This is a genomic window from Anaerobacillus sp. ABD4_527, from assembly GCF_056160805.1.
This window is the reverse complement of record NZ_JBSWXZ010000001.1, coordinates 1,453,152-1,469,474: the sequence shown is the minus strand read 5'-3', so window position 1 is coordinate 1,469,474 and position 16,323 is coordinate 1,453,152. Positions and strand designations below refer to the sequence as shown.

The following is a 16,323-nucleotide window of genomic DNA, read 5'->3' as shown; positions in this document are numbered from 1 at the left end:
GACTTCAGCTCCTTTCCCTTTATGATGAAGGAAAGGGCTTTTTTATTGTCGTTTTTGGAAAAAAGCGTAATATTACCGATTAATATTGAATTCGATGTCTCGTTTCGACAACACTATTAGGGAAATGAGTACCGTATCCATTACACTATATTAAATAGGAATGAATCCTTAAGGAGGTACTTAAGTGAGTAATCGTCGTTTGTTTACTTCTGAATCAGTAACTGAGGGGCATCCAGATAAAATATCAGACCAAATTTCTGATGCAATTCTGGATGATATTCTTGCGCACGACCCTAATGCGCGCGTTGCATGTGAAACTACAGTCACGACTGGACTCGTGTTGGTTTCCGGAGAAATCACTACATCTCACTATGTAGATATTCCGAAAGTCGTTCGTGAAACGATCCAAACAATTGGATACACACGTGCTAAATATGGTTTTGACGCTGAAACATGTGCAGTCCTTTCATCGATCGATGAACAGTCAGCTGATATTGCAGCTGGTGTGAACGTGGCTTTAGAAGCACGTGAAGGACAGATGTCTGACGATGAGATTGAAGATATTGGCGCTGGGGACCAGGGATTGATGTTTGGGTATGCTTGTAACGAAACACCTGAACTTATGCCTCTACCGATTTCATTAGCTCATAAGTTAGCACGTCGTTTAAGCGAAGTAAGAAAAGAGGAAATTCTACCTTATCTTCGTCCAGATGGCAAAACCCAGGTTACAGTAGAATATGATGAAGAAGGTAAGCCGGTACGTATCGATACGATCGTTGTCTCTACACAACATCATCCAGAAGTTTCGCTTGAGCAAATTCAGCGAAATATTAAAGAGCACGTCGTTAAACCTGTTGTTTCTCCAGAGTTGATCGATGAAGATACAAAGTATTTCATTAATCCTACTGGTCGTTTTGTAATCGGTGGACCTCAAGGTGACGCAGGGTTAACTGGTCGTAAGATCATCGTGGATACTTACGGTGGATATGCACGTCATGGTGGTGGCGCATTCTCAGGTAAGGATGCTACAAAGGTTGACCGTTCAGCGGCTTATGCAGCTCGTTATGTAGCTAAAAATATCGTAGCAGCAAAACTTGCTGATCGATGTGAAGTACAATTGGCTTACGCGATTGGAGTTGCTCAACCTGTATCGATTTCGATCGATACGTTTGGCACTGGAACCGTATCTGAAGAGAAGCTAGTACAACTTGTGCGAGATAACTTCGACCTACGTCCAGCAGGGATTATCAAAATGTTAGATCTGCGACGCCCAATCTACAAACAAACGGCTGCTTACGGCCATTTTGGACGTACGGACATCGAATTACCATGGGAGTACACTGATAAAGCAGAAGCTCTTAAAAAGGGTGCTAACCAATAAAATAGTAAGCCTAAGAGGCCTAGCAAGCTGTCGAGATATTCTCGACAGCTTTTTTGTGCGGTTTAAGTAGCGAAATGGTTATATAACGTCATTTGACAGAACTACCCAACGTCCAAAAGCCATTTAATGGTAAACTTAAAATAGTTGAGATTTAGTTAGGGGGGCTACCATGTCAGACGTTTTTGGACAGAAAGTTGAATCGCTAGAAGAGTTACGTTCGATTGGAGGAGAGCCGGGGAAGTTAGCTGCCAACAAGGTGATCAACTTCTTAGACGATAACTGTGAACGATTCATCTCGCATTCACCTTTCTTAACAATCGCTACAGCATCTCATTCGGGAAGCGATGTATCCCCGAGAGGAGACCAACCAGGATTTGTGAAAGTGATCGATAAAAAACACATTCTAATCCCGGAAAGGCCGGGGAACAAACGGATGGATTCCCTACTTAATATTTTGGAGAATCCCAATGTAGGGCTGTTATTTCTTGTTCCAGGCAGGGAGGAAAGCCTTAGAATCAACGGTAAAGCGAGTATCGTTAAAGAGGAAGGCTTACTTAAAGACTGCGAGGCATTTGGTAATATTCCTTCTTTAGGAATAGGAGTAGAAGTGGTCGAATGTTTTATTCATTGTGGAAAAGCATTAAAGCGTTCTCATCTTTTTGAGCAAGACTATTGGCCGAATACAGAAATGTTACCAAGTGCCGCAAAGATGCTCGCAGACCATGCGAAGCTTGAAAGCGATTCTGTTAGCAAGACATTGAGGGAAAGTTACTCACAGCGACTATATTGACTGTTGAACAGAAATGGCTCCTAACCCTTTATAGATGTTTGGTCTTCCGATTGAGCAATAAATTAGGTCATGCTCATCGGCGATCATCCTTGCTTCTTCCAACGTGAATAAGTTATGTCCATCCACGAGTAAAGGCAATCTTTGACGTTTCACCAATTGACCCCAATCAACATTCTGAATAAGAGGTAATTCGGTTAATAATAGCAAAGCATCACAGTTTGAAACAGTATCGTTCATCAACGAACGGTACTGGCTCGAGTGGTGATGTTCCATAGAAGGATCAAAGAATCTCACTTCAGCCCCTTCTTCTTCAAGCCGTTTCGATACAAGGTCTGAAGGAGAGGGAGTTTCTTTTGTATATGAATTTCCTAAAACCCCAATAATCGAGCCATGAAGTGTTCCTAGAAAATCTTTAAGTTTTTGTGTAAGAATTTCTGGTTGATAACGTTCAATTTCCTCTATCAAATTAATAAGCTTTGAGCTAGAAAACGACTGGCTTTCCATTTCTCTAAACGTTGAAACGTTCGATATGCTTTCGTTACCTTGATAGAAAGAGCCTGGATGTCTTGAGTGTTGTGCCATTCGTGGATCTGCACGGAGTGCCCCGTGTATAACTTCCACATCTGCTCCGTATCTCTCTGCCATACCTGCGATCATATTTAGGCAAGAACTATTCAATGCAAGGTATGTGTGGCACGCATATTTCATCAGTTCAGCGCTAGCATAATCCATAAATTGAAGAGCGTCCGTCAGTGGAGCATAGAATGACTCCATCAATCGACAACCCTTCAAAGAGGAGGTGCCTATAATTAAATCAGATGGATGTGTAAAATCCTTCACGATCGTCCCCGGTCGTGAGAAGTCTGGATTGTGAATAACTTCGAAATCTTGTACAGTCAATCCTTGCTCGATAAGAATATTATGGATTCTTGTCGTAGTTCCAGGTGGGACCGTACTCTTAATAATAAATGTTTTGTGAGATTGAACGCTCACTGCAATTTGTCTGATGAAACGGTAAAGGTTCGTAAGATCTGGAACTTGGTCTTCATTTGTTGGAAGCGATTCAGTGAAAAGGAGATAACTAGCTTCTGCTGCTGCTGCCAGTTTATTTGTAGAAAAGGCTAACATGCCCGTTTTAACGGCCTCATTGTATCGTTCCTGTAAACCACTTTCGTTGAAAGGAACAGACCCATTCTTAAGTGCTGAAATGATTGTTTTATCGTCATCAGCGCAAATAACGTCATACCCATTTGTTGCAAACGTAGCTGCTGCTGTGACTCCTATACGGGTTGCTCCAAATACTGCTAATTTCATGTCACTCTTCCTCTCACGGTTTTAGGCGTACTGCGCGACTTTTTTGTTTCCGATTACGGTTTCATAATCTTCAACCAACCTGCCGAATATGGCATCCCAGGATTGAGTAAGGGCATACCTTCTACCTTCATACCCCATCATTAGACGTTCGATTGGGTCTTCTAGTAACCTTTCAATAGAACGTATATAGTCTGCTTCTGAATAAGGAGAACAAAGGAAACCGTTACGATTGTGAGAAACCACTTCGATCAAACCGCCTGCATTTGCAGCGATAACTGGTGTGCCTGATGCGAGAGATTCAAGCGCTACATTGCCGAATGTTTCGGTAGCTGAAGGGAAAACGAATAAGTCTGCACTCGCATATAGCTCAGAAAGCTCTTCACCATGCTTATAACCAGTAAGGGTTACATTATCTGGGAGATTCTCTCTGAATTTCGCTAAGGATGGTCCATCTCCTACGACTAGCCATCGTGAGTGGTCTTTGATCCCTTGTGGAAGCTTCCACATCACCTTCCTGAGTGTTTCAAGGTTTTTTTCTGGAGCAAGTCTACTCACAAATAAAAAGATATACTTTTCTTTGATGGCATACCGTTCTCTTACAGCATTAGACTTTTTGGAGGGAGAGAACTGCGTACAATCTACCCCTCGTTTCCATAACTTAAGCTGATCAAACCCTTTTTCTTGAAGGCGATCGAGGGTATCTTTAGACGGAACGAAGATAGATGAGAACGGTTGGTGAAACCAAAGTAGATACTTCCAAATAAACGGAGCGGACCACTCGAGATGATAATGATTGAGGTAAGAGTCAAAGTTCGTGTGGTAAGAAGCCACCATGGGAATAGAAAGTTTTTTTCCATAATGCAGTCCGCTTAATCCGATATTAAATGGGGTAGCAATGTGTAATAAATCTGGATTGAAGCCCTGTAATTGTTTCCGTAGCAGCCCTAACTTAGGAAGGGCCATTCTACATTCTGGATAAAGGAAGAACTTTGTACTGGCAAAACGATGGATGTTGCTAGAGAATAAGTCCACATCATTATTTGTATCAGGAGCAAACAATTTGTACTCGATCGAATGCCTCTCCATGTATGAGGTCAATCTCCCGAGAGTTTTTGACACACCGTTTACTTCTGGATAGTAGGTGTCCGTGAAAAGCGCTAACTTCATAATCGTCCCTCCATTCATCTGTTTAAGCTAACCAAATTGCAGAAATAAAAGCGCTGCCCATTCCAAGTATGATTCCAACAAGAACATCAGATGGATAATGATGACCAAGATAAATACGTGAGAGAGCTACTGTTGCTGCAATCGCCAGTAGTGGGACTACAAGAGATGGAATGAATAGGATGTATGGTGTGATGACAGAAAAAATCGCTGTCGTGTGGCCTGAAGGGAAAGAATGGTCCTTCAAAGGATATACGAGCATTTTTGTCTCAGGTATCGCTAGATAAGGTCTATTTCTTGGGTAATGTTTTTTTATGAAATGTACGGGAAGGTGACTTAAAGTAAGCGCCACAGCACTTTGAAGTGCTAATGTTTTGTACGGAAAAGGTAAGAATATGAATAATAACAATGTGCAAATAATCGTTGCACGTGCACCACCTAAGTGTGTGATGGTTCCCATGAAAGTAGTAAGGTATCGAGAATGACATTTTAAGTTTAAGAACCGAAAAACAGAACACTCTTGTTCGTGAAGCCAGCCAACTACTTTACTCAAAATAATCCCCCTTCACTTATTGTTACTTTCATCATAAACTAGCCGTTTAGAGTGACTATTAAGAATATATTAAAGAATCATTAAGATTAATTTTGCTTAAGGGAATCAAGTTTATGAACACACAAAAAAAGACAAGGCTGACTCCTCGTCTTTTCTTATCCTATCATCGCGAAATAAATGATATATCCAATCGCAAGTGCTGTGCCGACTAGATAAACTAAATAAACTGGATTGCTAAAAAATGACGCTTTCACTTTTGCATCACCCTGGTTCTCATAGTCACCTTTCTGATTTTGTCCGATACGATATGTCATAAATGCTCCGATCGCCAGGGTGATGATGACAAGGACGATCAAAACAATCGTTAATTTGTACAAAGTAGTCACCTCTATCCAATAGGATTGTAGTGGTAATTTTCCACAAGCCTACCGGAATTATACGCGGTACTCTGCTTAAAGAGGCGTTTGTGCTTTGTAATATGCAGCCTTCTCCTTGTATTCTCTTCTTATGCGGTCCATATCACGCTTATCTTCATCTGTCAGGTCTCTAATAACTTTTGCTGGTCGGCCGAATGCAAGGGTATTAGCTGGTATTTTCTTTCCAGGTGGGACGAGGCTGCCCGCTCCTACGAAAGCACCTTCGCCAATCTCTGCACCATCCAAAACGATCGATCCCATTCCGATAAGGGCATTCTTTTTGATGTGGCTGCTATGAAGAATAACTTGATGACCAACTGTTACTCCATCTTCTAAAATGAGCTTAAGATTAGGACTTTGATGAAGAACTGAGTTATCCTGAATATTCACTCCTTTTCCTATTATGGTAGGTGAGACATCACCTCGTATCGTTGTATTAAACCAAACACTGCTGCTCTCTCCAATTGTCACATCACCCGTAATGGTAGTATAATCCGCAATATAGGCTGTTTCATGAATAACAGGTTTTTTTCCTTTATACTCATACAACATAAGATCCCAACTTCCTATCGATAATAAGTACTTATAAACGTAGTGTAACAAAAAAGAGTCAATAAGGGGGCAATACCCATGAAGATAAAACAAACTGAAGGTGCAAGAGCGGTAATCGTTTTAGTTCACGGAGCTGGGGAGCATCACGGCCGTTATGATTGGCTTGTTTCCAAATGGTTGGATGAAAGGTTTCATGTGGTTTTAGGGGATTTGCCTGGGCAAGGTGAAAGTTCGAGGAGAAGAGGTCATATCGATTCATTCGATCAATATATCGAAACGATTGAAAAGTGGGTTAAAGCAGCACATGAATTTCAACTGCCTGTCTTTTTACTTGGGCATAGTATGGGTGGGCTTGCTGTTATCCGTACTATTATGGAGAAAGAGCTTTCGTTATCAGGCGTTATCCTGTCATCTCCTTGTGTTGGACTTGTTAATCCACCGAAGAAAAGCATGGATCTCGTATCCAAAATGTTAAACCCGATCGTTCCTTCGCTTCGGTTAAATTCACAGCTTGAGCCTGGACTTGCAACTAGGAACAAAGATTTCCATGTAAGAGATCTTGAAGATCCGCTTATTGTGAAAAAAGTATCAGTAAGATGGTATCGAGAATTAGTGAAAGCAATGAGGATAGCAAACGAAGGCGCCAAAGCTTTCTCAGATCTCCCCCTTCTATTAGTACAGGCCGGTGATGATCGTATCGTAGATAAAAAGTCAGTGAGGTCATGGTTCGATCGAATCCCTTCAACCGATAAGTCATATAAAGAATGGGAAAATTTCTACCATGAAGTATTCAATGAACCAGAGCGTGAAATTGTTTTTAGGTCCGCATTGTCATTTGCACAACTGAGACTCGATCTGTTGGAAGATATTGGTGTGGAATTAAACTGACGATTAGGGGGGGAGTTTATTGAATGTACCTACTCAACCATGGACGTTGATGTTAAACATTTACAAACGTGTGTTACCGAGAGTGCACAAAGAGCTGAGTGAGTGGAAGGAATTTGCCGAACGAATTCCGAACAAAGAACTTCGAACGCAGGCGATCGCTAGTATTGATTCCAAAACTTTTCACTGTGAAGGTGGGGCCATCTATGGGTTGCTCGCCGGAGATAATATTGATCAATCGATTAAATTCGTAGCCGCCTATCAAACAATAAGTGATTATCTCGATAATTTATGTGATAGGAGCACTTCGCTTAACCCTGAAGATTTCAGTGCTCTTCACGAATCGATGATCCACGCACTTTCTCCTAAATTAGAGCTGACGTACAATTATTATCGCTATAGAGAAGAGCAAGACGATGGCGGTTATCTTAAAGCGTTAGTGAAGACATGTCAGGATGTGGTAAGAGACCTTCCTAATTTTGAGGAAGTTCAGCCTGCGCTCCTTGAACTATGTCGATACTACTGTGACTTGCAAATACATAAGCACGTGATAGAGGAAGAACGTGTTCCAAGGTTAGAGAAATGGTTCAACTCGAATAAAGAAAAGCTACCAGATATGTCTTGGCATGAGTTTTCTGCATGTGCCGGCTCGACCCTCGGCATCTTTTGTCTCGTTTCTTATTCACTTGGTGGAACGATGCCAAAAGGTAGTACAGATCGTATTAAGAAAGGTTATTTTCCATGGGTCCAGGGTCTTCATATTATGCTTGACTATTTTATTGATCAGGAAGAGGATCGTGTTGGTGGAGATCTAAACTTTTGTTTTTATTATCAAGACAATGATGAACTCGCAGCACGTGTAGGGCATTTTATTAAAGAAGCAGATAAGAGTGTGAAAAACCTTCCACATTCGAACTTCCACCGCCTGATTAATAGAGGACTCCTTGGAATTTATCTTGCAGATAAAAAAGTCATGAGACAGAAAGATGTACGGTCGCTTGCTAGAAAAATCATCCAACAAGGTGGGAAGTCGAGTTTGTTTTTCTATTTTAATGGGTGGGTATATAGAAGGATCCATAAGGCTTCTCAGTAAAAAAGGTATAAAAAACGTCTCTTCGTGAGAAAAGTAACCTATAGAAACTTGAAAGGGGACTTCCACAATGAAGAAACGGTATTACGTAGCGGTTGGATCTGGTGAAATTTTAGAAGACCAAGGGGCTTCATCCTATAATTTTGAGATAGATGCTGATGAAGAAGATGTTTTTCATTTAAGTGAACTGTTTGATTTAGCTGATACAGATAGTCGGTTATCACTCTATCGAGCACATGTGCCTACAAATTATCATGAAGATAAGAATAATCATGATTACGATGATCATCTTCAACAGATCTACAGAAAGATCCATGAGCTTGGAACAGAGCGTACAAGAGAGCATATTGAATCGATGGGAATTCTATAAACCAATAGGGACAGCTCAAGCTGCCCCTATGTTTTGCTTATTGCGAGTACATATGGTGGGTTGTTCTTTTGGTTTATAAAACCATATCGTAATACTTGGTAATCACGTTGGTCTAATTCAGATGTGAATTTAAGTACAGCGTCGCTTTCTTTTTTACCTTCTGGATGACCAGAGTAAACGACTACGATCAACAGTCCACCACGTTTTAGTAGTTCTAATATAGAAGAAACGGCTTCTAGCGTATCCTTCGGGTTGGTTACGATCGATTTATCACCACCTGGAAGGTATCCAAGGTTAAAGATCGCTGCTGTGACTTGTCCTTTATCTTTCTCTTCGATGGTGTTTAATACTTGAGCATGGCTGTTGTGAATCAAGTTTACTTGTGAGAAGTGCCCTTCTTTTTCGAGGCGCGCTTTCGTAGCTAGCAATGCTTCCTCTTGGATGTCATACCCATATACCTTACCTTCTTCACCTACACGTTCTGCAAGATAGAGCGTATCGTGTCCGTTCCCGCATGTTCCATCTATGGCGATGCTACCTTTTTCAAGGACGGAATCCAACAGTGTTCTCGTGAAGGGGAGTATCCTTTGTAGTGTCATGTTGTTACCTTTCCTCCTGTTGCGAATTTTCCTTGCCAGGTGTCTCTACGGTTCATTTCATCTCTTATCGCGTTTAATACACCGAACTTATTCGTACTCCACATTGGACCGATCAACAGCTCTGCAGGACCATCCCCAGTTATCCTGTGGATCACCATGTCTTCTGGAATTACTTCTAACTGATCGACTACCAAGTTCACATAAGTATCACGGTCTAAGAAATCGAGCATGCCTTTCTCATACTGCTTAACCATAGCTGTGTTACGCAAAAGGTGTAACAGGTGAATTTTGATTCCTTGTACATCTAATTTTGATACCGCTCTTGCAGTTTCCATCATCATTTCGGGTGTTTCTCCAGGCAAACCGTTTATGATATGTGAAACGACGTTTATATTACGCTTCCTTAATTTTTCTACCCCTTCTACATAGCATTCAAAATCGTGTGCTCTATTGATCAGATCACCTGTATGGTCATGTACTGTTTGTAATCCTAACTCCACCATTAAAAATGTCCGCTCGTTTAGTTCAGCTAAATAGTCCACTACATCATCCGGAAGGCAGTCTGGTCGCGTTGCGATCGAAAGACCAACCACGCCCTCCTGTTGTAATATGACTTCATACTTTTCACGAAGTTCGTTAACTGGTGCGTAAGTATTGGTGAACGCTTGGAAGTAGCCGAGGTACTTCGCATCTTTCCACTTCTTAGCACGAGTACGGTCTTTTATCGTATTAAACTGTGTGACGAGGTCATCTCGTCGATCACCTGCAAAGTCACCAGAGCCACTAACACTGCAAAACGTACAACCTCCGTGTGCAACTTTCCCATCTCTGTTTGGACAATCGAACCCTCCATCTAAAGGTACTTTAAATACCTTATGACCGAATGTCTGACGTAGGAATTGATTGAACGAGTAGTAACGCATGTCAGATCCAAAGTGGTCGGGAAGATGGTTTATTTTCATAATTGGAGCAACTCCTCTTTCGAACGGCGTCCGTCCAGAATAATAATCAAATTTTATCACTTTCAAAAGGCATCTCCAAACCTTTTTAAATGTTTGGGAATATCTGGGTCGTGGTAAAGATTACTATACTCAGATTAAGAGGTGATCGTATGAAGGATAATGAGAAGCGTCATAAAAAAGGTGAAACGAATAATCCAGAACAGCTTCCAGATCAAGAGCGAAATCAGCTCGATGAAGATGTTTCTGAAATGAATGTAGACCCTATTCCACTTGAAGACCTGAAAGAAGAGCAAAAAGAAGAAAAAAATAAACCGAAGTCGAAAGATGACTCAGCTAGTCAAAAGAAATATAGAGAAGGATAACGCACCCAAAGTGGTGCGTTTTACCTTGTTTAGATTTCTTTTTTCCTAATGTATAAACCCCTTTGTGACGGTCTAAAATGATAATGTTCTTGACAATTTTCTGAAGTATTCATACAATACAAACTATATACTGAGATTAAACTGAAAGATTATGATGAGGAATAGTAATAAAGCTTCTATTTTAAGAGAGTTAACGGGTGGTGAAAGTTAACATAGAAACTTTGTGAACTCGCCTTTGAATCGGAATCCTGAAAGATAGTAGGGTGCCCCGTCCGCCTGCGTTAAAGGTTTTAAGTGAGTGCGATTTAGCACTAATCCGGGTGGTACCGCGGGTGATTGTGAATAACAGATTCTCAACCTCTCGTCCCTGTTTATAGACAGGGATGGGAGGTTTTTTATTTTATGGATAGTTGGAAGGAGAGAGCTAGCATGTCTTTTGATCACAAATCGATCGAAAAGAAATGGCAACACTATTGGGAACAGAATAAAACGTTTAAAACGACTGAAGAAGCAGAGGGAGAAAAAGTTTATTTTCTCGATATGTTTCCATATCCATCAGGTGCAGGTCTGCACGTAGGGCATCCAGAAGGATACACAGCTACAGATATATTGTCACGTATGAAACGAATGCAAGGGTACAACGTATTGCATCCGATCGGTTGGGATGCGTTTGGTCTCCCAGCAGAGCAGTATGCTCTTGATACAGGGAATAATCCACGTGAATTCACTCAGCAAAACATCAACACGTTCCGTCGTCAAATCAAGGAACTTGGATTCTCGTATGATTGGGATAGAGAAGTTAATACGACCGATCCAAACTACTATAAATGGACACAGTGGATTTTCACAAAGCTATATGAAAAAGGTCTTGCTTACGTAGATGAAGTTGCTGTGAACTGGTGTCCAGCTCTAGGAACGGTTCTCGCTAATGAAGAAGTCATCGATGGTAAAAGTGAGAGAGGTGGACACCCGGTAGTACGTAAGCCAATGAAACAGTGGGTGTTGAAAATCACGGAGTACGCAGACCGCTTGCTAGAAGATCTTGAAGACCTCGACTGGTCTGACAGTATAAAAGAGATGCAGCGCAATTGGATCGGCAAGTCAGAAGGTGCTGAAGTAACGTTTGAAATCGACGGACATGATGAATCGATCGATGTCTTTACGACTCGTCCTGATACACTGTTCGGAGCAACGTATATGGTTCTAGCGCCAGAACATCCTCTAGTGGATATTATTTCAACTGATTCTGAAGCTGCAAAAGTAAAAGACTATCGTTCAAGTGTGCAAACGAAGAGTGATCTTGAGCGTACAGAACTTTCGAAAGAAAAAACAGGCGTCTTCACGGGGGCATATGCAATCAATCCGATCAACAACGAGAAGCTTCCGATCTGGGTCGCAGACTATGTTCTAATGAGCTATGGTACGGGAGCTATCATGGCGGTTCCTGCTCATGATGAGCGTGACTACGAGTTCGCAACAGCTTTCGACCTACCGATAAAAGAAGTTGTAGCAGGTGGAGATATTTCGAAAGAAGCTTACACGGAAGAAGGGGAGCATGTTAATTCAGACTTCCTGAACGGACTTGATAAAACAGAAGCGATCGCTAAGAGTATCCAGTGGCTTGAAGAAAAGAACAAAGGTAAGAAAAAAACAACATATAGACTTAGAGATTGGTTGTTCAGCCGTCAACGTTATTGGGGAGAACCAATTCCAATCATCCATTGGGAAGACGGAACGATGAGTGCTGTTCCTGAACAAGATCTTCCAGTCACACTACCTGAAACAACAGAGATCAAGCCTTCAGGAACGGGAGAATCTCCACTTGCTAACATTGAGGATTGGTTAAATGTAGTTGATCCAAAGACTGGTATGAAAGGTCGCCGTGAAACAAATACCATGCCTCAATGGGCGGGAAGCTGCTGGTATTATCTTCGTTACATCGATCCAGACAATGATGAGATGTTGGCAGATCCAAAGAAACTTGAAAACTGGCTTCCTGTAGACATGTATATTGGAGGAGCGGAGCATGCTGTTCTTCACTTGCTATACGCTCGTTTCTGGCATAAAGTACTTTACGACATTGGCGTCGTTCCAACGAAAGAGCCGTTCCAGCGTCTACGAAATCAAGGGATGATCCTTGGTGAAAACAATGAGAAGATGAGTAAATCTAAGGGGAATGTCGTTAACCCTGATGAGATTGTTGAAACGCATGGAGCAGACACACTTCGCCTTTACGAAATGTTTATGGGACCATTCGAAGGTTCTATCGCATGGTCAAGCAATGGATTAGACGGTGCTAGAAGATTCCTTGATCGTGTGTGGCGCTTATACGGTGAAGGTGACCTTTCAAAAAGCTCGATCTCAAAAGAAGCATCTGAGGAAGGTCTAGAGCGTGTTTATCACGAGACCGTAAAAAAAGTTACAGAAGACTTCGAGGGCTTGCGTTTTAATACGGCGATCTCTCAAATGATGGTCTTCGTAAACGAAGCGTATAAGCAAGATTCTTTACCCTTCAATTTGATGGAAGGTTTTGTTAAGCTTCTATCACCAGTAGCTCCTCATCTTACAGAAGAATTATGGGAGGCGCTTGGTCACTCTGATACACTCGCTTATGCAAGCTGGCCAACGTTTGATGAAAACAAGCTGACTGTTGATGAAGTAGAGATCGTCGTGCAAGTAAATGGAAAGTTACGTGCTAAGATATCGATCCCTGCAGAAGCATCTCGAGAAGAGATGCAAGACATCGCCATGTCTCACGAGAAGATCGAAGGACAGCTCGAAGGAAAAACGATTCGTAAAGTAATTGCTGTTCCTGGAAAGCTTGTGAATATTGTAGCTAACTAAGTTATTAAAGGAAATCAATGAAGCTAGAGGTCAAAAAGACCTCTGGCTTTTTTGATCTATAAAGGTATCGAACCAAACACTCTTTCTAGTTAAAAATAATAGTATGGGTTATGTCTGTGACATGGTATCACTAGGAACATCTTGTTCAAAAGCTTGCCAGATTGATTTCTTGAATTAAAGATAAAAATGATGTAGGATTGTTTTGGTGAAGAAACCATTCAATGAAAACAATCGTTCAGGAAGGAGTATGTTAAATGAGTAATGAAGTTAAGACGATTACACCTGAAGAGGTTCAAGAGCTACTAAATGAGGGGAAAAACGTATCGCTAATCGACGTTCGTGAGGATGAAGAGGTAGCAGAAGGAAAAATTCCTGTGGCTAAACATATTCGTCTTGGTACTATTCCTGAACGACTTGATGAAATCAACAAAAACGAAGAGCACATCATGATTTGTCGCTCAGGAAGACGAAGCGAGCATGCATGTGAATATTTACAAGAAGCAGGATATGAAGTGAAGAATATGGTAGGCGGTATGATGAAGTGGGAGGGTGAAGTAAAGTAACCCTCCTAAGAAAAGGAGAGAATCCAGATGACACTATGGGGCATGGCTATCGCTGTTGCGGCAATAACGATTGGGTTATGGAAAATCGTTCATCCCTATACGTATTTAAAGCCGATCAATGTTGATCCCTTTGATGATGATAAATACTGCTTGATCGATGTAAGAGATTACATTCTTTCGCACCGTACACCGTATGAGAAAGCAAAGAATATCCCACTTTCTTATCTCGGTAGACAGACAAGGGAAAATGATGTTTGTGATAAAGAAATCGTTGTTCTTGCAGAAGACCGCAAGGCTGCAAGGATGGCTGCAAAAATATTGTTAAAGCAATCGAAGCAGCCTATTTATTACATGACAGTTTCATCATAAACAGGAACGCCTTTGGAAGTTTTTTCTGAAGGCGTACCATTCTACTATTAATCCCACTAAAATTATAGGATTAATTATATTTCCCTATGTAAAAAAATGTCTAGAAGCCTTCCTGTTTTTTGTTATAATAAGGAAAAAGATAACTCAGAGGTGTCGTCATGAGGGCAGAACTTATTCGCGCTATGATGGATTTGCAGGCATTGCGCCAATTTCAACCTGGAAACGGAAGTCGAAATCAGCAGGCAGCCACTCCTTTTCTTGAAATGTTAGAACAGGCTATTTCATACACTTCATCTGATCAGATCGCTACTTATGACAATACATCATTTAAGAAGCAAACACCGGTGGAGTCGTTTAAACCTACTGGGCATTCAACAAAATCACTTGAAATCGATGGGTACATTCAGCAACTCTCAGATGAATATCAAGTGGATTCTAAACTGGTTCACTCCATTATTAAACAGGAGTCAGGGTATAATCCATCAGCGGTTAGCCACGCAGGTGCGGTTGGACTTATGCAGCTTATGCCCGCAACGGCACGTGGGCTTGGGGTAGAAGACTCCTTTGACGCAAAGCAGAATATAGAAGGCGGCGTCAAATACATTAAACAAATGCTGAGTAAATATGATGGAAATACTGAACTTGCTCTAGCAGCTTATAATGCCGGACCAGGAAATGTTGATAAGTATGGTGGGATTCCTCCATTTAAAGAAACGCAAAACTACGTATCGAAAGTTATGAAAAACTATTTAGCATAAAGCAAAGCTGTCTCACACGACTGCTCTTTAGCGGACGTGAGGAGGCAGTTTTTTATTTTTCTAAAAGAATTTTAGGATACTTTGTGAGATACTACATGAAGAGGTGAAGCACTATGAAAGATTTTAAAGGAATGGGTTTAGATGTAAGTTTGGTTGAATCTCTTGAATCACAAGGGATTGAATCACCCACTGACATACAGAAAGAAACAATCCCGGTGATGCTTAAGGGACAGGATGTGATGGCTCAGGCGCAGACTGGAACAGGGAAAACTTTCGCTTTCTTATTACCGATATTAGAGAAGGTTGATATAGAAGCAGATCATGTACAGGCTCTAATCGTTACACCTACACGTGAGCTGGCTCTTCAAATCACCACTGAATTATTGAAACTCGTTAATGGACGGCCTGAAGTAAACGTTCTTGCCGTATATGGTGGACAGGATGTAGAGAAGCAGATATCTAAGCTTAACAAACACGTTCATATTGTAGTAGGAACTCCTGGGAGATTATTAGATCACATTCGAAGAGAGACGATCGACCTTTCTCAAACAAATTTCCTTATACTTGATGAGGCAGATCAAATGCTGCATATTGGTTTCTTAAAAGAAGTTGAAGACATTATTTTCGAAACGCCAGATAGCAGACAAACAGCTCTCTTTTCTGCTACATTATCGAGTGATATTCGAAGCTTAGCAAAACGGTTTTTGCGTTCTCCTATAACGATAAAAGGGAAAGAAAAGGGAAAGACGGTTGAAATCGTACAGCAGTACATGATCGAAACAACAGATCGAAGAAAGTTTGGAGCCTTAACGGAGACAATCGATGAAGCACGCCCTTTCTTAGGCATCATATTCTGTCGTACGAAACGTAGAGTGAGTAAACTTTACGGAGATTTAAAAGCGAAGGGTTATCTAGTTGACGAACTACACGGAGATCTGTCACAAGCAAAGCGGGAGAGCGTCATTAAGAAGTTTCGTGAAGCAAAGATTCAGTTTCTTGTCGCGACCGACGTAGCTGCAAGGGGACTTGATATCGAAGGGGTTACGCATGTGTTCAACTACGATGTACCTCATGATGTCGAAAGCTACATTCACAGAATTGGAAGAACTGGTCGAGCTGGTGAAGGTGGTACAGCATATACATTTATCGCTTCTAAGGATAAGCAAGCAGTTCCAATGATCGAGAAGGGGATCGGTAAGCGTCTCGAACACAAGTCTGTAGAGAGCGCTCTACCTTCGGAGAATGACCGTGACTCCTCACGTGGGCGAGAAGATAGAAGTCGATCATATGGAAGACGGAAAAACAGTCGAAGTGGTGGAAGAAACAGAAGATGAAAAAAAAGGTATCTGCA

General features: G+C 41.4%; 18 protein-coding genes and 1 other annotated feature. Of the genes, 11 read left to right on the top strand and 7 right to left on the bottom strand.

The window, feature by feature from the left end; all coding sequences use genetic code 11:
- Positions 1-184 precede the first annotated feature (184 nt).
- Positions 185-1,381, top strand: coding sequence for a methionine adenosyltransferase (metK, locus tag ACXAHI_RS07735; RefSeq protein WP_474847035.1), 1,197 nt, complete (start codon positions 185-187; stop codon positions 1,379-1,381).
- Positions 1,382-1,550: 169 nt separating this feature from the next.
- Positions 1,551-2,171: an MSMEG_1061 family FMN-dependent PPOX-type flavoprotein gene (locus ACXAHI_RS07730; protein ID WP_474847034.1), complete on the top strand. Its 621-nt coding sequence runs from the start codon at positions 1,551-1,553 to the stop codon at positions 2,169-2,171.
- On the opposite strand, the gene ACXAHI_RS07725 is transcribed toward ACXAHI_RS07730, so the two are convergent.
- The 5 genes from ACXAHI_RS07725 to ACXAHI_RS07705 all read right to left on the bottom strand — a co-directional run bounded on the left by ACXAHI_RS07725 (position 2,163) and on the right by ACXAHI_RS07705 (position 6,170).
- On the bottom strand, positions 2,163-3,485 hold the full coding sequence (locus ACXAHI_RS07725; protein ID WP_474847033.1) for a nucleotide sugar dehydrogenase: 1,323 nt from the start codon (positions 3,483-3,485) through the stop codon (positions 2,163-2,165). The two genes, ACXAHI_RS07730 and ACXAHI_RS07725, sit on opposite strands and share 9 nt — an antisense overlap.
- 21 nt (positions 3,486-3,506) lie before the next feature.
- Positions 3,507-4,652, bottom strand: coding sequence for a glycosyltransferase family 4 protein (locus ACXAHI_RS07720; RefSeq protein ID WP_474847032.1), 1,146 nt, complete (start codon positions 4,650-4,652; stop codon positions 3,507-3,509).
- A 22-nt stretch (positions 4,653-4,674) separates the two neighbouring features.
- Positions 4,675-5,202, bottom strand: coding sequence for a phosphatase PAP2 family protein (locus ACXAHI_RS07715; RefSeq protein WP_474847031.1), 528 nt, complete (start codon positions 5,200-5,202; stop codon positions 4,675-4,677).
- Between the two features lie 155 nt (positions 5,203-5,357).
- Entirely contained in the window at positions 5,358-5,579 is a 222-nt protein-coding gene (locus ACXAHI_RS07710; RefSeq protein WP_474847030.1) for a hypothetical protein, read from the bottom strand.
- Between the two features lie 75 nt (positions 5,580-5,654).
- Positions 5,655-6,170 (bottom strand): gamma carbonic anhydrase, encoded by a 516-nt coding sequence (locus ACXAHI_RS07705; protein WP_474847029.1) that lies wholly within the window; start codon positions 6,168-6,170, stop codon positions 5,655-5,657.
- 78 nt (positions 6,171-6,248) lie between these two features.
- On the opposite strand from ACXAHI_RS07705, the gene ACXAHI_RS07700 reads away from it, so the two are divergent.
- The 3 genes from ACXAHI_RS07700 to ACXAHI_RS07690 all read left to right on the top strand — a co-directional run bounded on the left by ACXAHI_RS07700 (position 6,249) and on the right by ACXAHI_RS07690 (position 8,515).
- Positions 6,249-7,058, top strand: a complete 810-nt coding sequence (locus ACXAHI_RS07700) for a lysophospholipase (protein ID WP_474847028.1) — start codon at positions 6,249-6,251, stop codon at positions 7,056-7,058.
- A gap of 19 nt (positions 7,059-7,077) precedes the next feature.
- Complete coding sequence (locus tag ACXAHI_RS07695) at positions 7,078-8,148, top strand: tetraprenyl-beta-curcumene synthase family protein (RefSeq protein WP_474847027.1); 1,071 nt, start codon at positions 7,078-7,080, stop codon at positions 8,146-8,148.
- 67 nt (positions 8,149-8,215) lie between these two features.
- The gene (locus ACXAHI_RS07690; RefSeq protein ID WP_270179654.1) at positions 8,216-8,515 is read left to right on the top strand and encodes a hypothetical protein; all 300 of its coding nucleotides are present in this window, start codon (positions 8,216-8,218) and stop codon (positions 8,513-8,515) included.
- Between the two features lie 26 nt (positions 8,516-8,541).
- Here ACXAHI_RS07690 and mnmM read toward each other — a convergent pair whose 3' ends face one another.
- Together mnmM and mnmL are read right to left on the bottom strand one after the other, a co-directional pair.
- Complete coding sequence (gene mnmM, locus ACXAHI_RS07685; RefSeq protein ID WP_474847026.1) at positions 8,542-9,114, bottom strand: tRNA 5-(aminomethyl)-2-thiouridylate-methyltransferase MnmM; 573 nt, start codon at positions 9,112-9,114, stop codon at positions 8,542-8,544.
- Complete coding sequence (gene mnmL / locus ACXAHI_RS07680) at positions 9,111-10,076, bottom strand: tRNA modification radical SAM protein MnmL/YtqA (protein ID WP_474848113.1); 966 nt, start codon at positions 10,074-10,076, stop codon at positions 9,111-9,113. Before mnmL ends, mnmM begins: the two co-directional genes overlap by 4 nt.
- A gap of 149 nt (positions 10,077-10,225) precedes the next feature.
- Here mnmL and ACXAHI_RS07675 point away from each other — a divergent pair, with 149 nt between their 5' ends.
- The 6 genes from ACXAHI_RS07675 to ACXAHI_RS07650 all read left to right on the top strand — a co-directional run bounded on the left by ACXAHI_RS07675 (position 10,226) and on the right by ACXAHI_RS07650 (position 16,306).
- Complete coding sequence (locus tag ACXAHI_RS07675) at positions 10,226-10,438, top strand: hypothetical protein (protein ID WP_474847025.1); 213 nt, start codon at positions 10,226-10,228, stop codon at positions 10,436-10,438.
- 142 nt (positions 10,439-10,580) lie between these two features.
- Positions 10,581-10,810 (top strand) — a binding site (T-box leader).
- Between the two features lie 57 nt (positions 10,811-10,867).
- Positions 10,868-13,282, top strand: a complete 2,415-nt coding sequence (gene leuS, locus ACXAHI_RS07670; RefSeq protein WP_474847024.1) for a leucine--tRNA ligase — start codon at positions 10,868-10,870, stop codon at positions 13,280-13,282.
- Positions 13,283-13,536: 254 nt separating this feature from the next.
- On the top strand, positions 13,537-13,845 hold the full coding sequence (locus tag ACXAHI_RS07665) for a rhodanese-like domain-containing protein (RefSeq protein WP_270179649.1): 309 nt from the start codon (positions 13,537-13,539) through the stop codon (positions 13,843-13,845).
- 27 nt (positions 13,846-13,872) lie between these two features.
- Positions 13,873-14,214, top strand: coding sequence for a rhodanese-like domain-containing protein (locus ACXAHI_RS07660; protein ID WP_474847023.1), 342 nt, complete (start codon positions 13,873-13,875; stop codon positions 14,212-14,214).
- A gap of 158 nt (positions 14,215-14,372) precedes the next feature.
- Positions 14,373-14,972, top strand: a complete 600-nt coding sequence (locus ACXAHI_RS07655) for a lytic transglycosylase domain-containing protein (RefSeq protein ID WP_474847022.1) — start codon at positions 14,373-14,375, stop codon at positions 14,970-14,972.
- A 113-nt stretch (positions 14,973-15,085) separates the two neighbouring features.
- Positions 15,086-16,306 carry a DEAD/DEAH box helicase gene (locus ACXAHI_RS07650; RefSeq protein ID WP_474847021.1) on the top strand — a complete coding sequence of 407 codons (1,221 nt, stop codon included), beginning with the start codon at positions 15,086-15,088 and terminating at the stop codon, positions 16,304-16,306.
- The last annotated feature ends 17 nt before the right edge of the window (positions 16,307-16,323 follow it).